The organism is Paenibacillus physcomitrellae, assembly GCF_002240225.1.
In the GTDB taxonomy this organism is placed as follows: domain Bacteria; phylum Bacillota; class Bacilli; order Paenibacillales; family Paenibacillaceae; genus Fontibacillus; species Fontibacillus physcomitrellae.
The window spans coordinates 2,363,110-2,384,794 of the sequence record NZ_CP022584.1 but is presented as its reverse complement, the minus strand read 5'-3'; the positions used below and the strand labels follow the sequence as shown (position 1 = coordinate 2,384,794).

Below are 21,685 nucleotides of genomic sequence, written 5' to 3'. Positions count from 1 at the left end.
AGGGGCTGACGATCCGAAAAGTAGAAGATTAGGAGAATAGAAGATTAAAAGAACAGAAGAGCAGAAGAATCAAGTAGAGGGAAAGGGAGCTTGTATCGGTTTCATGTCTTGAGTTCTAAAGAAGAAGGAATGATTAAGCATTAATAGACAAAAAGGAGATTAGCTTGATGAAAAAGACGGTTTTAACGGTATTAGTAATTGGAGCATTAGCCGCCGGGAGTTTAGGGAGTTATGGCAAAACCTCAGCAGCGGGCAGCACAGATTTTAGAGATGTACCTTCGAGTCATTGGGCGGCTTCTGCCATACAGTCTGCTGTGACGGCAGGTTATTTTAAAGGTTATGCCGACGGAACCTTCAAGCCGGGAGCAGCGGTCAGCAAAGCGGAAATGGCAGCAATTTTGGGCCGGTTAAGTGATCAGCCGGTGGACTCCTCTGTCAGCAGCCGGTTTACCGATGTTCCAGCATGGGCTGAAGAAGGCGTGAAAGCAGCTGTGCAAAAAGGGTTTATTGACCCGGCTGCCTACAGCAGCGGGAAGCTGAACGCCAATGCCCCGTTATCCCGCGGGGAGCTGGCGGTTTGGTTAACAAACGGGCTGGCGAAGGTCGATGCCGATTACGGGACTGCGCTGAAGGACGTGACTAACACCGTTGTACCAGCCAAAGAGTATTTTACCGGCAAGCTGCCTGCAACACAGAAAAATGCCGTAGCGGTGGCTATGGGCACGGGGCTAATGAGCGTCGGGGAGGATAAGCAGTTTGGAATTGACCGGACCACGACTCGCGCAGAGGTGGCCGTGCTGCTAGCACGTTATGAAGCAGCCGCCCATAAGCAGCCTGCTGATTTCCAGGGCTTGCAGGAGCTCCGGGAAGTGGGACTGACGGGGACGAATTTGAAGGTGATTGCTCCGAAGTATGTGAAAATTCCGGAGGAACGTTTGACTTCTAATCATGGAGTAATAACAGATGATTTCTCTGAAATTCGAGGAAAACAATTAAAAACGGTAACCAATTATGCTGATGTCAAAATTGATAATTGGATTATTGTAAATCCGTACTCTAATGAAGATAAACGTAGTATCTATTACCCTGTATTTTTAGACAAAAGTGAAAATAATGATCTTATGCTGGGAGCTTATTATTCTTTTGTTGAATTTGACATGGTTATTAAAGGAACAATGACACAATTGCAGGCAGGGAGCTTATTTAATTCACCTACTATAAATGCAATGCTTTCTCCAACATCAAGGTCATCTTCTTTATATCATGTTCCTAAAGTCGATGATTTTGCTAAGGGGAATAGATCAATCTTTACCGAAAAATATCCAACTTATTGGGGAACTGGCTTTCTACATTTTGATAGATCTGTACAGCCAGAGGTTCGCTTAACAACAGAAGATAATCTCAACTATAGAGTCGTTCCTAAAGAAACGTAATAAAGGTGATCAGATAATTGAAAAAAACAATTGTATTTATTAAAAAGATTTCGATCTTTATGTTTTTGTCGGTGTTCTGTTTATCTGATTCATATCAAATTGTGCTTGCTGGCGGCGGACCAGGAAGCAAGCCCAACCTTGAAATTAGTTATCTTGTGCCTAATACACCGGCTAAGTTACAAAAGAAAGTGACACCTATTCAAAGTAGCGGAAAAACAAACTTAGGAGTGTATATATATCAACTGGATAATTTGAGTTGGAGTGTAGATGGAGAATGTAATGGTAAAACGGTAGCCAATATTGCAGAAACTAATAAACCTGTTTCATCAACTGTTTGTGTAGATCTTGATCTAAGTTCGCCAAGCTATGTTCCTGCATTAGCCACATATAAAGATAGTTATAATAAGGACGTTAGTGCAAATGAAATTGTAACCACTTCTCTTCTTCCGTTTTACATGGATGATTTAGCTTACTATATTGAAGGTAGAGTAGTTAGACTTGTAAGTGTAGATTCATTCACTGGAAAAAAGGTGAAATTCACGGCTACTATTGGAGGTATAATCCCCACTACTCATTGGGAGTTATACACAGAGCCGGGGAGATCACCAAAATATAAAGCTGATTATTTTTTTAATACTGATTTATGGTGGCGTGGCAGGACGGAAGTGACAAAGGAAATAAATGTTACCAATGGTGGCCTATTGAGACTTGGCCAAACCAAACAACTCAATGCCACTGTCAAGACCAAGTCAGGGAACGAAGGCAACTTTGGCCCTGAAACCAACGTCAACACGGGAAGCGGCGGCCAGACGACCTGGACGTCGTCCAACCCGGCGGTTGCTGCGGTGAGTCCCTCCGGGATGGTGAGCGCAGCAGGCAAAGGAACAACGACGATCACGGTCTTATGGGTGAAAGACGGATTTCAGCTGACCACCAGCACTACCGTCACGGTTGGAGAGGATCCCGGAAACGGGGGGAATCCCCCCGGCGGGGGCGAGCCTATCGGCAGCTGTACGTATACCGTAAGCAGTCCTGCAAGGGGGATGGTTTCCTCGGGGTCTGCACTGGAGCCTAACGCAAGTGGAGTGCTGAAGGCCGACAGCCGAGGGACCGAGCAATTCGACGTCCTGAGAGGGATTCCAACCTCCGAAAGCCTCTACGCCAACGTGCTCGGCAAAAGTTATCTTTTCCAAAACAAATGGGTTAACATGACGGGAACCGTCACCTATACCGTTCCCGTAAGCAAAACGTACCATAAAACATGGACCATCCCCGGCGAACCGGGGAAGGAACCGGATGATCCCGGCAAACCGCCGGAGCCTCAGGAATCGACAGAACAGGTCGAGCAGACGGTCATCATCAAACGGGATTACAGCTATTGGATCATCGATCATCTGGAGGTTTACAAATTGGCCGATGCGTCAGTAGCCAATTATGCGCTTGGCGGTTACGGAGGATCGGTCACGTTAAGTCCGTCTGGTTATACCGCCCCGGCGGTAACCACACAACATGATTCCAGCGTGGACGCTCATGTCCATCCAGCTTCCTGCAGTGCGATTGATCTGGGAACCGAGGAGGTATCCGGTGGGGAGAGTGAGCCGCCTACTCCGCAAGAAGGCGCGTTGTTCCAATCTCAAGCCGAATCGAGCATCCAGCAGATTGAAGTTAATAATGATCAGGTTGTTTTTAACGGCGCAACGATTATGAACAATGCCCGGACGAGCCAATCAGCTCCCACCCCAGGCGCTATTCCCCAGCCGGGGCAAATCAGCCAGAATGTGCTGTATCGATCGGGCTTGACGGTCAGTAAGAGCTTGACCAACCGATCCGGTAACCCAACCACCGGCACCCTGCGCTACAGCCTTCTCCCCGGAAACATCAATGGAGGATCGGACAAAACCTTCCCCATCACCGGGATGAACAGCGTTACGGTTCACACACCCGTAGTGATGTATCCAGGGATTTCGGATGACCAGGCGCACAACCAGCGGATTACGCCAAATGCCTCCCGTGCGGCGCTGATTCTAGACCGGCCGTTTACGGTGAAGTTGCCGACGATCGGCCAGCATCAGCAAGCTCCCGGCTATGGCAACCGGGATTACGGCAAATATACGGCGAACAAGCAGGTACTGTTTCCGTTCGACGTTTGGAACTCAGGCAGGAGCCAGTATATCCAGGCCCATACATGGATCGATATTCCGGTCGGGCAAGAGCAGGTCACCTTTCAAATGCCAACCTGGGTCGATGAAGGCAACTATACGGTTTGGTTCCGGTCTATAGCCGAAAATGCACCCTCCGGCTTCAGCGGACAGACAGCCGCCAATTTAGATTTGACCCACCATGCGGCCATGAACAGCCTGGACGTTGAGGTTATTGGCCGGCTATACGATTTCCGGGTCACAGATATTACCGATTACAACTGGGAAAAAGTCTTCCGCACCGAAATCGACAAGCTGATGTCCTCCGGCGCGGCCTATTGGGTGGGTCTAAGAGGGATTGACGGTGAACCGCGCGGCAATATTTCCCCGTTCAAGCTGCCGGTTCATCCGGGCAGTCACCCGGATTCAGCCTACCGCAATGTAGCGGTTAAAACGGGATATACCTTCCGGTTTGATTGAAAACGAAAGGCAATATGTTCTCTGCTCAGGACAGCATCCGGATTACGCCGTCCTTTGATTACGTGAGCACTGACGGCAGCGTACGGTTTCCGGTGGATCTTTATTACCACAGCGGGGATCAGTATTTCATCCGGATTGGTTCAAAGGAAGACGAGGTCAGCCGGGGCGTTGTTTTAAACGAGCCGATGAGGAATGTGCCGGATACAGAACTCGTCGATACGGCTTTATACCATTATGACCACGATTATACGTTCGGCCAAATCTCCGGACTGAGCAGGGAGGCTTTTGTCACGCGGTTTATCGGCGTGTTCGCCAAACGTCCTGTTAGCGAAGGAACATATCATGGGCTTGAGTTAACGGAAGGACTGCGTACGTTGGCAGGTCCTAAGAGCGCTGTTCCTTCTTCGGTTGCTCCGCAGCGGGCGCTAGCGGCTGTACAGAAGTGGTACGGCGAGTACAGCCTTCCGGCCGGGGTTTATGTCGCCAAGCAAGGGACCAATCTGGCGGAGTACGGAAGAACTCACGCCGGGATTTCGGAGCATGCGGATATTTTTCTGAACAACGGCTACATCATCGTCCATTTCGATATTCAGAGCCTCGCGGCAGGGCAGCCCCGATTAAAATATCTGCAGACCCCGCTCATGAACCAATGGCGGCTTGAAGGCTTTGAAGAGCAAGCTTTGGATGCGGAGGGGCATATCTTTAAGCTGAAGGATGGGGACGTGATCTTCTACGATGCCCGTCTGTCCAGCCGGGATGATTTCCAGTCCACCGTAACTCATTAACGGATTTGTGATTCAAGCCTTGAACCAGATGATGGTGCAGAAGAAGGCACCAAAATCATAGGGCAACAGCAAGGGCAAAAGCAAAAGCAGCAGCAAAAGCAAGAGCAGGAGTAGCAGTAGCAGTAGTAGTAGCAGTAGGAGTAGCAGTAACAACGGTAGCACCAGTAGCAAGAGTAGCAGTAACATAAATGGCAAACAGAAACAGCAACAGTAACAATCGACGCCACATAGTACAACAACAACTAACAACAGCACCCCCACAGCACCACAACAGGACCACAACGGCATCACAACAGCAGCACCACACAGAGACACAGCACAACAACAGCAAGACAAACAACAAACAGCCCTCATCCTTTCCAGGAATGAGGGCTGTTTGCCGAAGCCCTGGCAGGTAACCGCCTGCCAGAGCCGTCCTTCTACCGCGCCGTCAGCCCGTCACCTGTTTATCCAACGTACGGATCAGGTCCGGGAACCAGTCAGCAATTTTGGTGAAGGTATATCCGGCTTGCTCCGCTGTGGTGGTATCAAGCCCATAATCGTCTTCAATCGCATAAGGCGACAGTCGCTGTTTGTCGGGTTCGCTGGACGCCTGAATCACTTCAATGTCTGCGTTTGCGCCCGTGACCTCCCGAACCGTCCGCATAATGTCCGTCAAAGACAAGGTTCCGGACGAAGCCGCGTTGACGGGGCCTTGCAAGGTACTGCGGCCGAGCCAGAACAGAAACTGTGCCGTTTCCTCGGAAGAGATAAAGGAGATGCGTGCGTCCGGATTGTAGGCCTGGACAGCGGCTCCCTCGCGGGCTTGTCTGACATGAAAAAGCATCCGCTCCGTGTAGTCGTCCTCCCCGATCACAAAAGGAATCCGCACCGCCGCGGCAGAGAACCGCGCTTGTTGAAACAGTACGGCTTCGGCCTGACGTTTGCCTTCGGCGTAGCTGAAATCCCGGCTTCTTCCCGGAGTCACCGGGTGATGCAGGGTATCGACATCTTCTTCCTTCCAGGCTTCACGGCCTTGGTCGTAAACGGACAGGGTGGAGGTTAAGATGTATCTTTCGGTAAGGCCGCTAAAGGTTTCGACCGCATCACTGGCGTCTGTCGAAGCGAAGCAGATGTTGTCGTAAATCAGATCCCAAGGCCCGTGAGCAGCCAGGGCTTCGAGCGAGGCCTTCTCCTGACGGTCGGTTTGAACCCGTTTTACCTGATCTCCAAACGTGTCAGCCGCCAATCCCCGGGTCGCTATCGTAACCTCGTCTCCGGCTTCGATCAGCTTCTCCACCAATCTTTTGCCAAAGAAACGTGTACCGCCCAAAATTAATATTTTCATATATGTAATCCTCCTTTATGATGCAGATATGTTCTTATTATAATAACGGAATAGAAGGCGAAATGAATACGAAAGGGAGATGAAGATGATGGAGATGGATGTACGGTATCCAATCGGCAAGTTTGAATGGGAAGGCGAAATTTCAGCGGAGCAGCGGGAGCGCTGGATTCAGGAGATCGAAGAGCTTCCGGGCCGGCTTAGAGAAGCGGTTGCCGGGCTTACGCCGGAGCAGCTCAGGCTGCCTTACCGCGACGGAGGCTGGACCATCACTCAGGTTGTGCATCATTTGGCGGACAGCCACATGAACAGTCTGATTCGCTTCAAACTGGCGCTTACCGAAGACACACCGACGATCAGACCTTATTACGAGGATCGCTGGGCGGAGCTGGCTGATGGTGTAAGCGGGCAGCTTGAACTCTCCTTGACGCTGCTAGAGGCACTGCACCAGAAATGGGTCATTTTGCTGCGTTCTATGCATGAAGAGGATTTTGCGCGCTCATTTCTCCATCCTGAATCGGGGTCGCTTATCCGATTAGACTATGGATTGGGCAATTATGTTTGGCACGGCAACCATCATCTGGCACACATCACCGGAGTAAGACGCCGCTTGCCGTTATAAGACAGAGAACGGTTAACGAAAATGATTTCTGAAAAGGTTGTTCTTATTCCTATTAAAATCATAGGATTAAGGTTGATTTTCAGTTATAATCTTGATAGGAAATCCTGAGATGGGGTATACTTGTCTCGCCAAAAAACATGTATGGAAGAGGAGAGTCAAAATGGGAAAAGTATTGGTCTTTGGTCATAAGAACCCGGACACGGACACGATTTGCTCGGCAATTGCTTATGCTTACCTGAAACAACAGCTGGGAGTGGACGCGGAAGCGGTCCGCCTGGGCACGGTAAACGGCGAAACCCAGTTTGCGCTGGATCGTTTTGGAGCGGAGGCGCCTCGCCTGGTTGAGGCGGTAGCCGGTGAAGCCCAAGAGGTTATTTTGGTGGATCATAACGAACGCCAGCAAAGCGCATCTGATATTGATAAAGTACGAGTGATCGAGGTCATCGACCATCACCGGATCGCGAATTTTGAAACGAGCGGCCCGCTGTATTACCGCGCTGAGCCTGTAGGCTGCACGGCAACGATTCTGAAGAAGCTGTACAAGGAGAACGGAGTGGAAATTCCGGCTAACATTGCAGGTTTGATGTTGTCCGCGATCATTTCGGACTCCCTCCTGTTCAAATCCCCAACCTGCACGGACGAAGATGTAGCCGCTGCGCGCGAACTGGCTAAAATCGCCGGCGTAGAGGCTGAGGTTTACGGCCTGGACATGCTGAAGGCTGGTGCGGATCTGAGCCAGAAGACCATTGCGGATCTGGTATCCCTGGATGCCAAAGAATTCCAAATGGGCGGTTCCAAAGTAGAAATCGCACAGGTCAACGCTGTAGACGTGAACGATGTGCTGAGCCGTCAGGCTGAACTGGAATCTGCTTTGTCCGGCATTATCGAAGAGAAGGGTCTTGACCTGTTCTTGTTCGTCGTAACGGACATTCTGAACAACGACTCTGTCGGCATTGCCTTGGGCAATAAAGCTGCTGCTGTGGAGAAGGCGTACAACGTGACGCTTGAAAATAACAAAGCCGTGCTTAAAGGTGTTGTGTCCCGCAAATCCCAAATTGTCCCTGTATTGACCGATACATTTAATAGTCTGTAATTGGATTAATCATGTGCAGAAAGATCAAGGAAGAGGAAACCTCCCGCTGCTGGAAGGTTTTCTCTTTCTTTATTGACTAATCTTTTAATGTCTGTTAGATATGTAAACATAGGAGCTAGGATTTTATGACAAATTTTATATAAAACAGACAGACAGGAGCTGCAACGGGAATGAACCAACCGACATGGCCAGCTGAAGTGATCGCGCATATACCGGATGTAGTGTTTGGCTTGACCCGGGAAGGAATTTGTTTGTTGGTTTCTCCTTCCGCCGAAAAGGTGCTTGGATTCTCACCTGAACAGATCAGCGGGCAAAGTTTTTTTGACTTTTGCCATCCGGATGATCAGCAGAGGATGCGGGTGCTGATTGCGGCGGGGGAAGGAGCAGGAGTTTGTCAGGGAAAAACTAGCAGCGGTGCGTATGTCCCTTTGGGGTTTATAGTGAAACCCATGATACTGGAGGGACAGCAGGCTGTTATAGCCGTTGCCAGAGATATTTCGGAACGGATGCGTAAGGAACGAACCCTTGAGCAGGCAATGGACATCACGTCTATCGGCGTTTGGGAATGGGACTTTGCGGCAGGCGTAGTTACGTTGTCTGAATCTGTGTGCCGTATGTGCGGACTTGGTGAGGAAGGCAGGGTGGCTTCGCCCTCTGAGCTTGTACAGGAGATCCATCCCGATGACCGTTCAGAGCTGGTACAAGCGGTTAAATCCGCTAAGGAAGGCGGAACTTTAAACGGGATTTTTCGTACTTCAAACGGACTTCAGTATTTGCATTTCCGGGCTACCATAACGAAAGATACAAACGGCGATCCGGTGTTGATGAATGGAACCATTCAGGATGTAACGGAACGTAAGAAGGTGGAGCGGCAGCTTCAGGAAACGGTGGAGCGCTACACCTCTCTGAAGAAATATAATTATGATGCCGTGTTCTCTCTGGATCTGCAGGGACGAATTATTAACGGAAATAAAGTAGCAGAGCATATGACCGGCTATATGGCTTCCGAAATGTCGGGACAGCCTTTCGTCAGGTTTGTGGGAGAGGACAAGCTCCCGCCCATATTTGAAGGTCAGATTAATGAGAATCTGATCAAACAAATCATTCATCGCGACGGGACGGCCACCGAGGTGCTTTCTACGTTTGCGCCAATCATTATTAACGGGGAGCAGGTCGGCCTCTACGTGATCGCGAAGGATATCTCCGAGCAGAAGAAGCTGCTGGTCGCCAAAGAAGCTGCGGAACGGACGAATAAGGCCAAAAGCCAGTTTCTGGCCATGATGAGCCATGAAATCCGCACGCCGATGAATGGCGTTATTGGCATGACCGACTTGCTGCTGGAATCTGAAGGGCTGAATGAAACCCAGGTTGAATATGTCCATATGATCCGGAAGAGCGGTGAACTGCTGCTCAGCATCATCAACGATATTCTGGACTTCTCCAAACTGGAGTCGGGCAGAACGCCTTTGCTAAGCAGCACCTTTTCTTTGCGGGAATGCTTGCAGGAAACGATTCAGCTCCTGTCTACCCAGGCTTTGGAGAAGCATCTTTCCCTGAATTACGAGGTGCAGGCGGATGTACCCGATCAGCTGACCGGGGATGTCGGAAAGCTGAAGCAGGTGCTTGTTAATCTGATCGGGAATGCGATCAAATTTACATTTGAAGGTTCGGTGCTTGTCACCGTATCCCGACCTGCCTCCGAAGATGGGAAGCAGAAGCTTCAGTTCACGGTACGGGACACCGGCATCGGAATTCCGGAGCAGCAGCGGGAGCATTTGTTTGAGCCTTTTTACCAGTTAGATTACTACAGAAATCGAACAAGTGAAGGCACAGGTCTGGGATTGGCCATATCGAAACAGCTCGTCGAGATGATGGGCGGCGAGATCTGGGTGGATGAATCCCAGCCGATGGAAGGGAGCACGTTCAGCTTTACGGTGTCGGCCCATTTCCCTGCTTCTCAGCCGGAGGAAGGGTCAGCTGGTGGTGCTTGGCAGACAGCGATGAACATGGAGAAACGTTCGCTTTCGATTTTGGTGGCCGAGGATAATGAAATCAACCAGAAGGTCATCAGGAAGATGCTGGAGAAACAGGGGCACTCCGTTGAGGTGGTAGACAACGGTCATAAGGTGATAACTGCTGTTAAGCAGCGTGCTTTCGATATGATCTTCATGGACGTGCTGATGCCGGAGATGGACGGTCTTGAAGCGGCACGGATCCTGAACCGGGACTATCCGAAGGAACAAAGACCGGTCATTATTGCGGTAACAGCGAACGCGCTTCCTGATGATCGGGAGAAATGCCTGGCAGCCGGTATGGATGACTATATGAGCAAACCTTTAAAAAGTCAGGCGATCGCGGATATGATCAAGAAGTATTTCCACCTGTAGCCAACAGCCGGCAAGCAGAAATAGAGCAGAGAAATGAGCAGGAATATAACAGGAATATAGCAGGAGCCCAGCAGGCGGACGAGGAGTCCGCCTGTTTTTGTGGCTGAATATCGGTTGACAAGACCAGGCCTCTAAATATATAGTTGTTAAGACAACTATTTGAATGGGAGGGTTTCATTTGAACAAGGGACTGGACGAGTCGCTTGGTTTTTTGCTTGGTGTGGCTTATCGGAAGGTTGCGCAGCTGTTTCAGCATCAGCTCAATGATCACAATCTCACGCCTGAACAGTGGGCGGTCCTATATCGGATCAGTGAAGAGGAAGGGCTCATTCAAAGGGAAATCGGCAAACGGGCGGAAAAAGATAAACCGACAACTACCCGGATTTTGGTTGCTTTGGAACAGAAGGGCCTGATCCGCAAGATAGAAGGGGCGGAAGACCGCCGTTCTTTCCGCGTGTACAGTACGCCGGAGGGGAAAGCAAAGGTGCGCGAGATCGAGCCTCTGGAACGAGCCGCGATGAAAGAGGCCAGCGCAGATCTTTCCGAAGAGGAATACACGCTGCTGATCGGTCTGCTCCGGAGAGTGATCCGCAATTCGGAAGACCGGCTTTCAGCCGAGTAAATAAAGACCATATAGAATTATAAGGAATTAGATCAGATAGGAGTGTTTATCATCAACAGTCAGACATCTGCCAAGTTGGGGCAGTCAGAGAAGCTTTGGAGCAAATCTTTTATTGTACTTACAGCGAGTTACCTGCTTTTATTTCTAAGTCTGCAAATGCTGCTTTCGCCTTTCCCGGCTTATGTGAAAGACCGGTTTCATCCCGGCGATTTCACAGTCAGCCTCGTTACCAGCCTGTTTGCTTTAGCTGCGATCGGCACCCGGCTGGCGATCGTTCCAGTATTAAGAAGAGTCCATCGCAACGTTGTGTTATTTGTTGGCCTTCTGATCGCGGCGGTGGCCACGATCCTCTACGGATTAGCTGGTTCCATAGGCGCGGTATTGGCGCTTCGCGTCTTGTTCGGTATTGGATTCGGGATGGCCAGCACGGTGATGCCCACGCTGGTTTCCCAGATCATTCCCAAACTTCGTCTTGGTGAAGGCATCGGCTATTTTGGTTTGTCCACGAGTATGGCTATGTCCTTCGGCCCGATGATCGGTTTGTCGGTGATGGACGGATTAGGCTTTAAGCCGCTGACGGTACTTGGTACCTTATCGGTGGTTCTTATTGTGCCGCTGCTGCTGCTAACCCGGAGTGTGCCTCCTCAGCCTGCCAAAACCCCGGTTCATCATCTGGAGCATACGGGAGAGCCTGTCAAGCCGCCTCGTTATATCAATCGAAAAATCGCCCTGCCAGCGCTGCTGAACACGCTTCTGTCCTTAACCTACGGCAGCTTGCTCGGCTTTCTCGCTTTGTATGGCAAAGAAATTCATTTGGGCCAGATCGGCTTGTTTTTCCTGTTTAACGCCATAACGGTTCTAATCATCCGTCCTATATCCGGCCGGTTATTTGACAGCAAAGGGCCTGTGGCAGTTCTCATTCCTTCGGGCGTGGCTGTTTTTGGCAGCCTATTGCTGCTGTCTTATGTGCACAGTCTGCCGCTGCTGGTTGTCTCGGCTTTGCTATACGGCCTTGGCTTTGGTGCTATTCAGCCGGCTACGCAGGCCTGGATGCTTCGGGAAAGTCCCTCCACCAGCCACGGGGCCGTTAATAGTTTGTACTATAACTCCATCGACTTGGGTGTTGCAGCAGGCTCGATGCTGCTCGGAATTGTAGCCTCCCATACCGGATATGCCGTTATGTACCGCTGGGCATCCTGTATTATGCTGTTGTTCCTCGTTGTGTTTCTGGTTGGTCGAATGCTGTCTGCAGGCCGACAATCCGCGAAATAATGCCGATCTTTTCTTAAAAGATAGAAAAATGCCGGAATGAAGGTATAATAAGCTTTAAAGTCTTTTACTTAATACCAACATCGGGACGGATCCCGGATTGGAGGGATATATGAGCAGTTTGGATTTGTTCCGGCAGCCCAAGCAGCGTAAACTTCTGTTCAGCGCGGGTTTTAGTTGGCTTTTTGATGCGATGGATGTAGGTTTGCTCTCATTTGTGGTAACGGATCTGGCTAAAAAATGGTCGCTCACCTCTTCGCAAATCGGTGTGCTCACAAGTATAAATGCGGTCGGCATGGTCTTTGGCGCCGCGCTGGCGGGCATCTTTGCCGACCGTTTCGGACGGAAAACGATTTTGCTGTGGACGCTGTTGATCTTCTCTGTTGCCAGCGGCCTGTCGGCACTAGCCGCCAGTTTTGCCGTGCTGTGCCTGCTGCGCTTCATCGTCGGCGTCGGCCTTGGAGGGGAGCTGCCGGTAGCCTCTACACTGGTCTCGGAATCGGTAGCGGTTAAGGATCGAGGCCGGGCCGTTGTGCTGCTGGAGAGCTTTTGGGCGGTCGGCTGGATTGCCGCAGCGGTCGTAGCCTATTTCGTCATTCCGAAATACGGCTGGCAAGCCGCTTTTGTTATTGGTGCTGTGCCGGCTCTGTACGGCCTATATTTGCGCCGGGCGATCGAGGATTCGCCTGAGTATTTGAATCGCAGGCGGGAACCGAAGCTGTCGTTTGGGGAGCGGTTTGCGCGCGTTTGGTCGAAGGAGGCCCGCCGTTCAACGCTGATGCTGTGGATTTTATGGTTCACGGTTGTCTTTTCTTATTACGGCATGTTTCTGTGGCTCCCGACCGTTATGGAGGCCAAAGGCTACAGCATGGTGCGCAGCTTTGAATACGTCCTGCTGATGACGATCGCCCAGCTGCCGGGTTATTTTACAGCAGCCTATCTGATCGAGAAGCTCGGCCGCAAATTTGTGCTTGTCGTCTATTTGCTGATGACGGCTTTAAGCGCCTTATGGTTTGGACATGCCGCTTCGGAAGCTTCGCTGCTAACGGCGGGCATCTGTTTGTCCTTCTTTAATTTGGGGGCCTGGGGAGCCATGTATGCGTACAGTCCTGAACAATATCCGACTAAGCTGCGGGCTACAGGGGTAGGTATGGCTACGGCTTTCGGCCGGATCGGCGGGGTGATCGGACCGCTGCTGGTCGGCCTAATGCGGGATCAATCGGTCCCTATTGCCACGATATTTACGATGTTTTTTATTACAGTGCTGGTTGGCGCTGCGGCCGTTCTGTTTCTGGGCAAAGAAACTAAAGGTCTAGAGATTAACGAATGATGGGGAGGTGCCGGTGATGGCGAAGAAAAATCAAGGCTCGCGTCCGGTGGCCGGACGTGAAGACAATCAAGCTGCTACACTTAAGGATCTGCTGAATCCGGCTGTGGTCAGCAAGCTGAAGGAACAGGCTGCGGAAATGAAACGCGAAGAAGAAACCCGCAAGGAAGAAGAGCGGAAGCGTGTGGAGGAAGCCCGCAGGCAAGAGCAGAAGAAGCTGGAGAGCAGCTTTGAATATCTGCTTAACAACAGCTCGCAGGATTGGAAGAAATTCAAATAAAGACGAAGACGGAATCAGACCTTAGCCCCACGTTGTGGGGTTGTTTTTTTTATTTTTAGTACTTTTTTCTTAGTTGCTTGTATTTGTGCTAGGAATTTGGAAACTTGTAACGAATAGTATCTAAATACATGTTTAAATAACCGCGGCTGGACGTTGTAGAATAATAAAAGGTTTAAGTGCAGGCAGGATTGAAGTTAAGGAACATAGTGAGAAGGTGATCAATTGCTGGGCTTGGCTTTTGCAAGCGGCTGTCTTTTTGCATTAATCACAATCAGGGTGATTTTGCTGGTGATCAGCAGTAGAAACCCGACAAAAGCGGTAGGCTTAATAGGCAGAAAGTTGGGGCAGTTCCATTTTCCCCAGGAATCAAAAGATTTTATCTATTATCTCAAGCTGAAGCCGAAACCCGAAATCATGTTTGCCTGTCCTCCACTTGAGAAAATACTGGGTCCCGAACGGGGGAGACAGGCTTATAAAAGTCCTGAGCTGTTATTCTCCTTATTGCATCCGGAGGATTATGAACGGTTTATAAGCAGATTTCAGGAAGCGGCCGACATTGGGGGACCGCTCGTTTGCCGTTTAAGGCTTCAAGGGGATGAGTATACCTGGTTTGAGGATTATTTGAGTCCCGTCTATAAGAAGGGCAAAATGATCGCGATTCAGGGGATTCTGCGGAATGTACAGGATAAAATGGAAATGCAGGAGCAGCTCAAATACCGGGTAGCTCATGACTCTATGACCGGCGTCCACAGCCGGGAGTTCTTTGAAGAACAGCTGGCTCTTCTGGACCAAAGGGAAGACCTGTCTTTGACCTTGGTCGTCTGCGATATGGATAACCTGAAGGTAATAAACGATACGCTGGGACATAAGATGGGGGATGCCTATATCAAATCGGCGGCGGCCATGCTGAAGCAGTTTGCTTCTGAAGACGTCCTGATCAGCCGGATCGGCGGAGATGAATTTTCGCTGCTCGTTCTGAACCGCACCCGTGAGGGAGGAGAAGCCTTGATCCGAAAAATGAAAGAGACAGCGGCGGTAACGCCCGGCGTTGCGCCAGGGTCTTTCATGAGTATCTCTATCGGTCATGCTTATACGGAACGTGCTTATGGACAAGTAGAAGCCTTGTTTCTGGAAGCGGATCGCCAAATGTATGCCTCCAAACAGGCCAAAAGAAAGGAAGAGGCCAAGCCCGGAGGAAGTGGACATGCTCTGGGTCTTCTTTCGGGAGACTGGTCAAAAGCCAATCAAACATAAAACGAACATCTATGGGTGAAAAAAGGATTTACAAAACTAATACCATTAGTTATATTATTAACTAATGGTATTAGTTTTTTTGTTTTTTGAACTTCTTAGATGGATAGAGAGCAATTTAGAGGAGGAGAATAAGAATGAAGCTAACCCCTTGCAAGCAAATGATGCAGATAAGTTTTCTGCCCCATCTATTCCCGGTAAACTGTTATCTGGTGGAGCTGGAGGAGGAGCTGATTTTAATTGACGCAGCACTTCCTTACAGCGCCAAGGGCATCTTAAAGGCGGTCCGGCAGATGGGCAAACCCCTAAGTACCCTAGTGCTGACCCATGCGCACGATGATCATGTGGGGGCTCTTGTTTCGCTAAAAGAGGCCCTTCCCGATGTTCAGATCGTCATCTCGGAACGGGATTCCCGGCTCCTGGCCGGAGACCGGTCGCTGAATGCTGAAGAACCGCAAACTCCGATACGCGGCTCAGTTCCGAAGGGGATCCGGACGAAGGCGGACCGTCTGCTTCGTGACGGAGACCGGGTGGGTCCGCTGCTGGCTATCAGCTGTCCCGGGCATACGCCGGGCTCCATGTCTTTCTACGATGAGCGGACCGGCAGCCTGATTGCAGGAGATGCCTTCCAGCTTCGAGGGGGCATCGCGGTGTCCGGGCGTTTAAAGCCCGCCTTCCCGTTTCCGGCCCTTGCCACCTGGAATGCCGAAGAAGCCGTTCGGTCCGCCCGCAAATTAATCGAATGGAAGCCCACTTTGCTGGCTGTCGGCCATGGGCGTGTTTTGCCTGATCCGGTACCTGCCATGCAGAAGGCTATAGCTGAAGCTGAACGGGCGATCGAGGCCGGCCGCAATACGGTGGCGAAGGGCGGAGGGAAAAGGGATGCCTAGAGCAGGATTGGATGAAGCCCATGTCCTCCAGGCTGCAGCCGGGCTTGCCGACTCTCTGGGAGCGGAAGCGGTGACGCTGGCCCTGCTGGCGAAGGAGCTGAATGTCCGGCCGCCATCCTTGTATAACCATATTAAAGGGCTGCCGGATCTGCGCATTAAGCTGGCCGTTTACGGTTTACAAATGATGTATACAGTGATGAGCCAGGCGCTGGCAGCCAGCCGGAACAGCCGGAACGACAACGTAACAGGCACCAGAACTGGCGATGGTGCAGCTATCTACGCGATCGTGGAGGCCTATCTGGCTTTTGCCGAAGAGCATCCGGGTTTGTATGAACTGGCCCAGCGTCCGCTGGAACCGGCAGTCCAGACAGCCGGAGAACCCGTCGTCGAACTGATGCTGGAGCAGATGAATCTGAGAGGGATTTATGGTGATCAAGCTATCCATGCGGTACGCGGATTAAGGAGCATTTTACATGGCTTTGTTTCGCTTTCACAGGGGGAGGGCTTTGGTCTTCCTTATGCATGGAAGGAAAGTCTGCATTATACCCTGGAAGCGTTTCTGAACGGACTGGAGCATGCCTTTAAAGGCAAGGAACAGAAATAGGCGGGAAACGCGTGAATCGGAAGCGGGAAGCTGATTAATTCTGAGCCAGAAGGGTAAATGAACATCAAGGAACTTTCCCATTCTAACGGCCAAGCACATCCGGGCACAAATAATCCCCGTCATAAGCTGGCGGGGTGACTTTGCTCACGACCCGGTGAGCGACATATTATAATCCTATCTTCAAACAGGAATTTTATGCCTGTACCAATCAAAAAAATGAATAGAAATGAATTCGAAAATGAAATAGAAATGGAAAAAGGAGCACTAGGCTCCTATTTCAGACTCAAGACACGCTTAACGTGTGATTTTATCCACGACGAGGCGGATGACATATAAACTCCATGTATGCACAAAAAACTTCTTGGCATAATAGTAACCTTTTCGTAGGTTATTGTCAACAGTATTTCCGCGCTTTTTTTCAAAGTCCAAACGTCCATTTGACACGGTTTTCAAGGCGGTTGATGTCTTCTTCGTCCAGATTGCCGAGATGTTCCTTGAGTCGTACTTTGCTGACAGATGTCGTTTCTTCGGTTTTGGCAGCCGAATCAAAGGCCAGAAAATCGTATTTATGCTTAAAAAGGAAATAATGACTTTGGAATCTGGGCACCGGCATTCCGTCTTTGGTTAATACGGCTTGTCCGGTTTTAAAGTTGGTTTTGGCTTTTAAATTTTTGGTTAAAGGGATCACCAGCACGTTGCCGGAGGTCGAATTTACCGTATTATTGGAGATAATGATAACCGGGCGTTCCTCGTTTTGCTCGCAGCCGATATTTTCACCAAAGTTGCAAAAATGCACCGCGCCTCTTGTCATTTTTCGGCTCATTTGCGTCTTCTCATTGTCGATCCAATAATGGGCCAGCTGGATCTTAATCGGCTTCCATTTCAGAATTTGTTCTTCCTTCTGCTTCTTGAGTCTTGCAAATCGGTCACGCTGGACCGGTACACGTTTGGGTGAAGTTACATGTCCGTCTTCGCTCATAGGTCCTCCTGTATCGCTCTGGTTATAGATATATTAGCTTGCACAGTTCTTGCCAAATATTACTCCCTAAAAAACAGAGTATGATTATTTGTACACTCAATAGCAGGTCAGTTAAACAATAGGAAGAAAAAAAGTGCGGAAGACAACCGGAAAATAACGCGCTGCATCCGCCTGAGGAAGTTTTGTCGGATAAAACGGTAGTTTAAACTGTATACCATAATTTGGGCGGGGAAGCAAGTCAAGAAACCGTATACATCCGCAGTCTTCTTTGACAAGTTGGGGTTCATGATGCTAATTTATAAGCGTTCCGAAATCGAGAAGCAGCACAGAATGAGAATTGATTAAGATAGCAAAGGTGGATGAAGGTTTTACATATGAAATTTTACAGTGACACGATTATAACGATGGACGACATTGTCCGCGAAGGAGATCCCATACTTCGAACAGTAACTGAGGCTGTAAGCATTCCTCCGACGGCTGAGGATGTTGCGGAAATGGATGCGATGATGCTGTTTCTGAAGAACAGCCAGGATGAAGAGCTGGCGAAGAAATACAAGCTGCGCGCAGGCGTGGGCTTGTCCGCCAACCAGATTGGTCTGAACAAAAGGATGTTTGCCGCTTATTTCATGGACGAAGAAGGCAAACTAAGAGAACTGGCTATGTTTAATCCGAAGATTATCAGCCATTCTGAGGCGATGACCTATTTGCCTGAAAGCGAAGGATGTCTGTCCGTGGACCGGGCGGTACAAGGGTTTGTTCCCAGGTACGAGAAAGTGCAGATTAAAGCCTGGGACCGGGATGGCGAGGAGATGACGCTCCGCTTCCGCGGCTTCGGGGCCATCATTATGCAGCATGAAATAGATCACCTGAATGGTATCATGTTTTATGATCACATTAATAAGGAGAATCCTTACAAGCTGCCGGCGAACGTGCGCATTTCGAGTTTGTATTAGTTTAAGATGGTTTATGAGCCTGCGCAAGTGCAAAAAAAGACAGGCTTTGCTATGATAAGGAGCAGCAGCCAAGGCTGCGCAACATACATTGGAGGCACTACGGATGAATAACACTTCTATCGCATCAATCATTGATCATACGCTTCTTAAACCAGAAGCCCGCAAGGAAGACATTCTCAAGTTGGCCGCTGAAGCAGCGGAATACGGATTTGCGTCCGTTTGCGTCAACCCGGTATGGGTGGCTACGGCAGCTGAAGCGCTTAAGAGCAGTCCAAACGTTAAAGTGTGCACGGTTATCGGGTTCCCGCTGGGAGCTTCTCACCCGGCCGTTAAAGCTTATGAAACCGTTCAGGCTGTTAAAGACGGGGCGGATGAAATTGATATGGTCATTAACATTGGAGCGCTGAAGGACGGGGAGGACGAGCTTGTACAGAAAGATATCCGCGGTGTGGTTGAAGCTGCAGGAGACAAACTCGTGAAGGTGATTATCGAAACCTGCCTGCTCACGAAAGAAGAAATCGAACGCGTCAGTCGCTTGTCTGTAGCCGCTGGAGCTCATTTCGTTAAAACTTCAACCGGATTCTCCAAAGGCGGAGCTACGGTGGAAGATGTGGAACTGATGCGCCAAACGGTTGGTCCCGACATCGGAGTCAAAGCTTCAGGCGGCGTGAGAACGACTGAAGACGCTCTGGCGATGATCAAAGCCGGCGCATCGCGGCTGGGAACCAGCGGCGGCGTGGCCATTGCTCAAGGCTTGAAGAGCAGCACAGATTATTAATCCGCAGGAACGAGTCAACAAGCAATCGTTAGAAGACGATCAAACTTCCGTCATTAGGCGGGAGTTTTTTTGTTTTCTGTGAAGCGATGAGGCTGCGCCTATTTACTTTGGAAAAAACTTGAATTATACTAAGGATAAAGTTTCTTACAGGAAACAAATTTGTATAATTGCAACAATGATTATCATTCTCAATAACATGCTGCTTCGGGCCCTGCCCGGAGCAGCATGTGTCATTTTAAGGGCATTAACAATGCTTCTCATTCTCATTGGAAACGGGAAACGGCGGCAAGCCGTAAAGCAATCTTTATACAAGGACAAAGAAAGGAAGATGATGATGCAGGCACTTGAGAAACGGGCGGTGACTCTCAGCGAAACAGCTGGAGGCCGGGAACCAAGAAATAAACGGAAGCTGCCGCTGGCAGCGATGCTGCGCCATCCGGAGATGCTTCAGGCGCTCGGAAGCGGTGTGCTGATGCTGGCCGGTTGGGGGGCGAGCCATTGGTCCCATCTGCTGTCTGTCGGGCTGTATGTCGCGGCCTACGGGGTAGGCGGCTGGATCAAAGCGAAAGAAGGAGCTATTACCCTTATTAAGGAGCGGGATCTAGATGTCAATCTGCTGATGATCGCGGCTGCGCTTGGAGCGGCGTCTATCGGCTACTGGAATGAAGGAGCGATGCTGATCTTTATCTTTGCGCTCAGTGGTGCGTTGGAGACGTTCGCTAGCGACCAGAGCCGCAAAAGCATCTCTTCACTGATGGCGCTCAGACCGGAGAAGGCGCTCCGGGTCAGCGGCGGCCGGATGGAGATGGTTCCGGTCGGCGAGCTGGCGTCTGAAGACCTGGTGCTTGTCCGGCCCGGTGAAATTATCCCGGCTGACGGCGTTGTGCAGAGCGGAACATCGGCGGTCAACCAGGCGTCCATCACAGGGGAGTCGATTCCTGTGGACAAAGCGGTGGGCGATCAGGTTTATGCCGGAACGCTGAACGGGGAAAATGCGCTGTATATCGAGGTTTCGGGCCCGGCCGACGGGACGTTGTTCGCGAAGATCATCGCGCTGGTTGAAGAGGCGGAGGAAGCGGTGCCTGCTTCGCAGCGTTTTATCGAGAAGTTTGAAGGGATATACGCGCGGACTGTGGTAGGAGCGACAGTGCTCCTGATCGGCTTGTCGCCGCTGCTGTTCGGCTGGACGTGGAACGAATCCTTCTACAAGGCGATGGTGTTCCTTGTTGTGGCTTCGCCTTGTGCGCTTGTGGCCTCTATTATGCCGGCTATGCTGTCGGCTATTTCCAGCAGCGCAAAGCGGGGCATTCTGTTTAAAGGCAGCGTGCATGTCCAGAATTTAGCCGAAACGCGGATCGTCGCCTTCGACAAAACCGGTACCCTGACCGAGGGCAAACCGGTCGTGACGGATTTGATTGTTAAAGACGGGGAGGGAGAAAACCATCTGCTGCAGATGGCGGCATCCGCCGAGCAGCTTTCGGCGCACCCGCTCGCCAAAGCGGTGGTTGCCGAAGCGGCGCGGCGCGGGCTTGAGCTTCAACCGATTGCCGAGATGAAATCGGTTGCCGGCTGGGGAGTTGAAGCGGTCATTCGCGGCGAAACGTGGAAGATCGGCAAGGCTGATTTTGCGTCAGATACTTGCGCGGATCAGGAATGGTGGATCGAGCAATCCGATGAGCTGGAACAAGCCGGGAAAACGGTGTCGATCATTCTCCGTGAAGGCGTGCCTGTCGGTTTGCTGGCCCTCAGAGATGAAGTTCGTCCAGTTGCGAAGGCGGCTATCAGCCACCTTCATAAGCTGGGAATCAAGGCGGCGATGCTGACAGGGGACAACGAGGCGACAGCTAAAGCCATCGCTTCGGAAGCCGGCATTGACCTTGTGCTGAGCGGCCTGCTTCCGCAGGATAAAGCGAGCCGGATTCAACAGCTGCGGGAACAATACGGCGGCGTGGTGATGGTGGGTGACGGCGTCAATGATGCACCCGCGCTCGCGGCGGCCAATGTAGGCATTGGCATGGGGGCCGGAAGCGGCGCTGCGCTTGATGCCGCCGATGTTGTCCTGATGAACGACGATATTGACCGGATTGCCGGAGCGATTTCACTGGCCCGGCGGAGCCGGCGGATCGTTAAGCAGAATATCGTCTTTGCGATTGCCGTCATCAGCCTCCTGGTAGCAGGCAACTTTGGCATCGGGATTCCGCTGCCGCTTGGAGTAGTCGGACATGAAGGCAGTACGATTCTGGTTATTTTAAATGGTCTGCGGCTGCTGCGGTACGGTCCATCGCCTTCATGATTTCTTCATTTAACTTTCATAGTATACTCCCGGTACGTATGTTGACTTCATTTTGTAGGTGCCAGATAATAATTTATAGAGGATTTGATCGGGTGAACACGAGAAATGAAACGTGGTTTACCACAATGGACTGGATCCGTGTTTTGGCAGGCACCGTATGAACTTAACGGAGCCGCT

Annotated in this window: 19 protein-coding genes; 16 read left to right on the top strand and 3 right to left on the bottom strand. The window is 50.6% G+C overall.

Annotated elements, in window-relative coordinates; genetic code table 11:
* Positions 1-167 precede the first annotated feature (167 nt).
* From CBE73_RS10840 to CBE73_RS22415, 3 genes are all read left to right on the top strand, one after another.
* Positions 168-1,433, top strand: coding sequence for an S-layer homology domain-containing protein (locus tag CBE73_RS10840; protein WP_094094235.1), 1,266 nt, complete (start codon positions 168-170; stop codon positions 1,431-1,433).
* A 701-nt stretch (positions 1,434-2,134) separates the two neighbouring features.
* Entirely contained in the window at positions 2,135-4,051 is a 1,917-nt protein-coding gene (locus CBE73_RS10835; RefSeq protein ID WP_244905544.1) for a DUF5704 domain-containing protein, read from the top strand.
* Positions 4,048-4,836: a hypothetical protein gene (locus CBE73_RS22415; protein ID WP_244905543.1), complete on the top strand. Its 789-nt coding sequence runs from the start codon at positions 4,048-4,050 to the stop codon at positions 4,834-4,836. The genes CBE73_RS10835 and CBE73_RS22415 overlap by 4 nt, the downstream gene beginning before the upstream one ends.
* Positions 4,837-4,891: 55 nt before the next feature.
* On the opposite strand, the gene CBE73_RS22140 is transcribed toward CBE73_RS22415, so the two are convergent.
* A complete protein-coding gene (locus CBE73_RS22140; RefSeq protein WP_174704704.1) occupies positions 4,892-5,065 on the bottom strand; it encodes a hypothetical protein in 174 nt (57 codons plus the stop codon).
* Between the two features lie 201 nt (positions 5,066-5,266).
* A complete protein-coding gene (locus CBE73_RS10830) occupies positions 5,267-6,163 on the bottom strand; it encodes an NAD-dependent epimerase/dehydratase family protein (protein ID WP_094094234.1) in 897 nt (298 codons plus the stop codon).
* 88 nt (positions 6,164-6,251) lie between these two features.
* Between CBE73_RS10830 and CBE73_RS10825 the strand changes: the two genes are divergently transcribed.
* From CBE73_RS10825 to CBE73_RS10780, 10 genes are all read left to right on the top strand, one after another.
* On the top strand, positions 6,252-6,782 hold the full coding sequence (locus tag CBE73_RS10825) for a YfiT family bacillithiol transferase (protein WP_094094233.1): 531 nt from the start codon (positions 6,252-6,254) through the stop codon (positions 6,780-6,782).
* A gap of 160 nt (positions 6,783-6,942) precedes the next feature.
* Positions 6,943-7,875, top strand: a complete 933-nt coding sequence (locus CBE73_RS10820; protein ID WP_094094232.1) for a manganese-dependent inorganic pyrophosphatase — start codon at positions 6,943-6,945, stop codon at positions 7,873-7,875.
* 170 nt (positions 7,876-8,045) lie between these two features.
* Positions 8,046-10,262 (top strand): PAS domain S-box protein, encoded by a 2,217-nt coding sequence (locus tag CBE73_RS10815; protein WP_094094231.1) that lies wholly within the window; start codon positions 8,046-8,048, stop codon positions 10,260-10,262.
* A 178-nt stretch (positions 10,263-10,440) separates the two neighbouring features.
* Positions 10,441-10,884: a MarR family winged helix-turn-helix transcriptional regulator gene (locus CBE73_RS10810; RefSeq protein ID WP_229752853.1), complete on the top strand. Its 444-nt coding sequence runs from the start codon at positions 10,441-10,443 to the stop codon at positions 10,882-10,884.
* Positions 10,885-10,959: 75 nt separating this feature from the next.
* Positions 10,960-12,156 (top strand): MFS transporter, encoded by a 1,197-nt coding sequence (locus CBE73_RS10805; RefSeq protein WP_244905542.1) that lies wholly within the window; start codon positions 10,960-10,962, stop codon positions 12,154-12,156.
* Positions 12,157-12,265: 109 nt separating this feature from the next.
* Positions 12,266-13,483 carry an MFS transporter gene (locus CBE73_RS10800; protein WP_094094229.1) on the top strand — a complete coding sequence of 406 codons (1,218 nt, stop codon included), beginning with the start codon at positions 12,266-12,268 and terminating at the stop codon, positions 13,481-13,483.
* Between the two features lie 16 nt (positions 13,484-13,499).
* Positions 13,500-13,760: a YqkE family protein gene (locus CBE73_RS10795; RefSeq protein WP_094094228.1), complete on the top strand. Its 261-nt coding sequence runs from the start codon at positions 13,500-13,502 to the stop codon at positions 13,758-13,760.
* Between the two features lie 288 nt (positions 13,761-14,048).
* A complete protein-coding gene (locus CBE73_RS10790; RefSeq protein ID WP_157739507.1) occupies positions 14,049-15,014 on the top strand; it encodes a GGDEF domain-containing protein in 966 nt (321 codons plus the stop codon).
* Between the two features lie 134 nt (positions 15,015-15,148).
* Positions 15,149-15,901, top strand: coding sequence for an MBL fold metallo-hydrolase (locus CBE73_RS10785; RefSeq protein WP_094094226.1), 753 nt, complete (start codon positions 15,149-15,151; stop codon positions 15,899-15,901).
* A complete protein-coding gene (locus CBE73_RS10780) occupies positions 15,894-16,505 on the top strand; it encodes a TetR/AcrR family transcriptional regulator (RefSeq protein ID WP_094094225.1) in 612 nt (203 codons plus the stop codon). The genes CBE73_RS10785 and CBE73_RS10780 overlap by 8 nt, the downstream gene beginning before the upstream one ends.
* Before the next feature lie 418 nt (positions 16,506-16,923).
* On the opposite strand, the gene CBE73_RS10775 is transcribed toward CBE73_RS10780, so the two are convergent.
* Positions 16,924-17,484, bottom strand: coding sequence for a type II toxin-antitoxin system PemK/MazF family toxin (locus CBE73_RS10775; protein ID WP_094094224.1), 561 nt, complete (start codon positions 17,482-17,484; stop codon positions 16,924-16,926).
* Positions 17,485-17,858: 374 nt separating this feature from the next.
* Between CBE73_RS10775 and def the strand changes: the two genes are divergently transcribed.
* From def to CBE73_RS10760, 3 genes are all read left to right on the top strand, one after another.
* Entirely contained in the window at positions 17,859-18,437 is a 579-nt protein-coding gene (gene def, locus CBE73_RS10770) for a peptide deformylase (protein ID WP_094094223.1), read from the top strand.
* Between the two features lie 103 nt (positions 18,438-18,540).
* Positions 18,541-19,215 carry a deoxyribose-phosphate aldolase gene (gene deoC / locus CBE73_RS10765; RefSeq protein WP_094094222.1) on the top strand — a complete coding sequence of 225 codons (675 nt, stop codon included), beginning with the start codon at positions 18,541-18,543 and terminating at the stop codon, positions 19,213-19,215.
* A gap of 334 nt (positions 19,216-19,549) precedes the next feature.
* On the top strand, positions 19,550-21,508 hold the full coding sequence (locus CBE73_RS10760) for a heavy metal translocating P-type ATPase (RefSeq protein ID WP_094096252.1): 1,959 nt from the start codon (positions 19,550-19,552) through the stop codon (positions 21,506-21,508).
* Positions 21,509-21,685 lie beyond the last annotated feature (177 nt).

Coding starts and splice junctions, on each gene's coding strand:
- CBE73_RS10840 (WP_094094235.1), top strand. CDS start 168: ATGAAAAAGACGGTTTTAACGGTATTAGTAATTGGAGCATTAGCCGCC.
- def (WP_094094223.1), top strand. CDS start 17,859: ATGAAATTTTACAGTGACACGATTATAACGATGGACGACATTGTCCGC.
- CBE73_RS10800 (WP_094094229.1), top strand. CDS start 12,266: ATGAGCAGTTTGGATTTGTTCCGGCAGCCCAAGCAGCGTAAACTTCTG.
- CBE73_RS10825 (WP_094094233.1), top strand. CDS start 6,252: ATGGAGATGGATGTACGGTATCCAATCGGCAAGTTTGAATGGGAAGGC.
- CBE73_RS10775 (WP_094094224.1), bottom strand. CDS start 17,484: ATGAGCGAAGACGGACATGTAACTTCACCCAAACGTGTACCGGTCCAG.
- deoC (WP_094094222.1), top strand. CDS start 18,541: ATGAATAACACTTCTATCGCATCAATCATTGATCATACGCTTCTTAAA.
- CBE73_RS22140 (WP_174704704.1), bottom strand. CDS start 5,065: ATGTGGCGTCGATTGTTACTGTTGCTGTTTCTGTTTGCCATTTATGTT.
- CBE73_RS10785 (WP_094094226.1), top strand. CDS start 15,149: ATGAAGCTAACCCCTTGCAAGCAAATGATGCAGATAAGTTTTCTGCCC.
- CBE73_RS10795 (WP_094094228.1), top strand. CDS start 13,500: ATGGCGAAGAAAAATCAAGGCTCGCGTCCGGTGGCCGGACGTGAAGAC.
- CBE73_RS10820 (WP_094094232.1), top strand. CDS start 6,943: ATGGGAAAAGTATTGGTCTTTGGTCATAAGAACCCGGACACGGACACG.
- CBE73_RS10780 (WP_094094225.1), top strand. CDS start 15,894: ATGCCTAGAGCAGGATTGGATGAAGCCCATGTCCTCCAGGCTGCAGCC.
- CBE73_RS10815 (WP_094094231.1), top strand. CDS start 8,046: ATGAACCAACCGACATGGCCAGCTGAAGTGATCGCGCATATACCGGAT.
- CBE73_RS10760 (WP_094096252.1), top strand. CDS start 19,550: ATGCAGGCACTTGAGAAACGGGCGGTGACTCTCAGCGAAACAGCTGGA.
- CBE73_RS10830 (WP_094094234.1), bottom strand. CDS start 6,163: ATGAAAATATTAATTTTGGGCGGTACACGTTTCTTTGGCAAAAGATTG.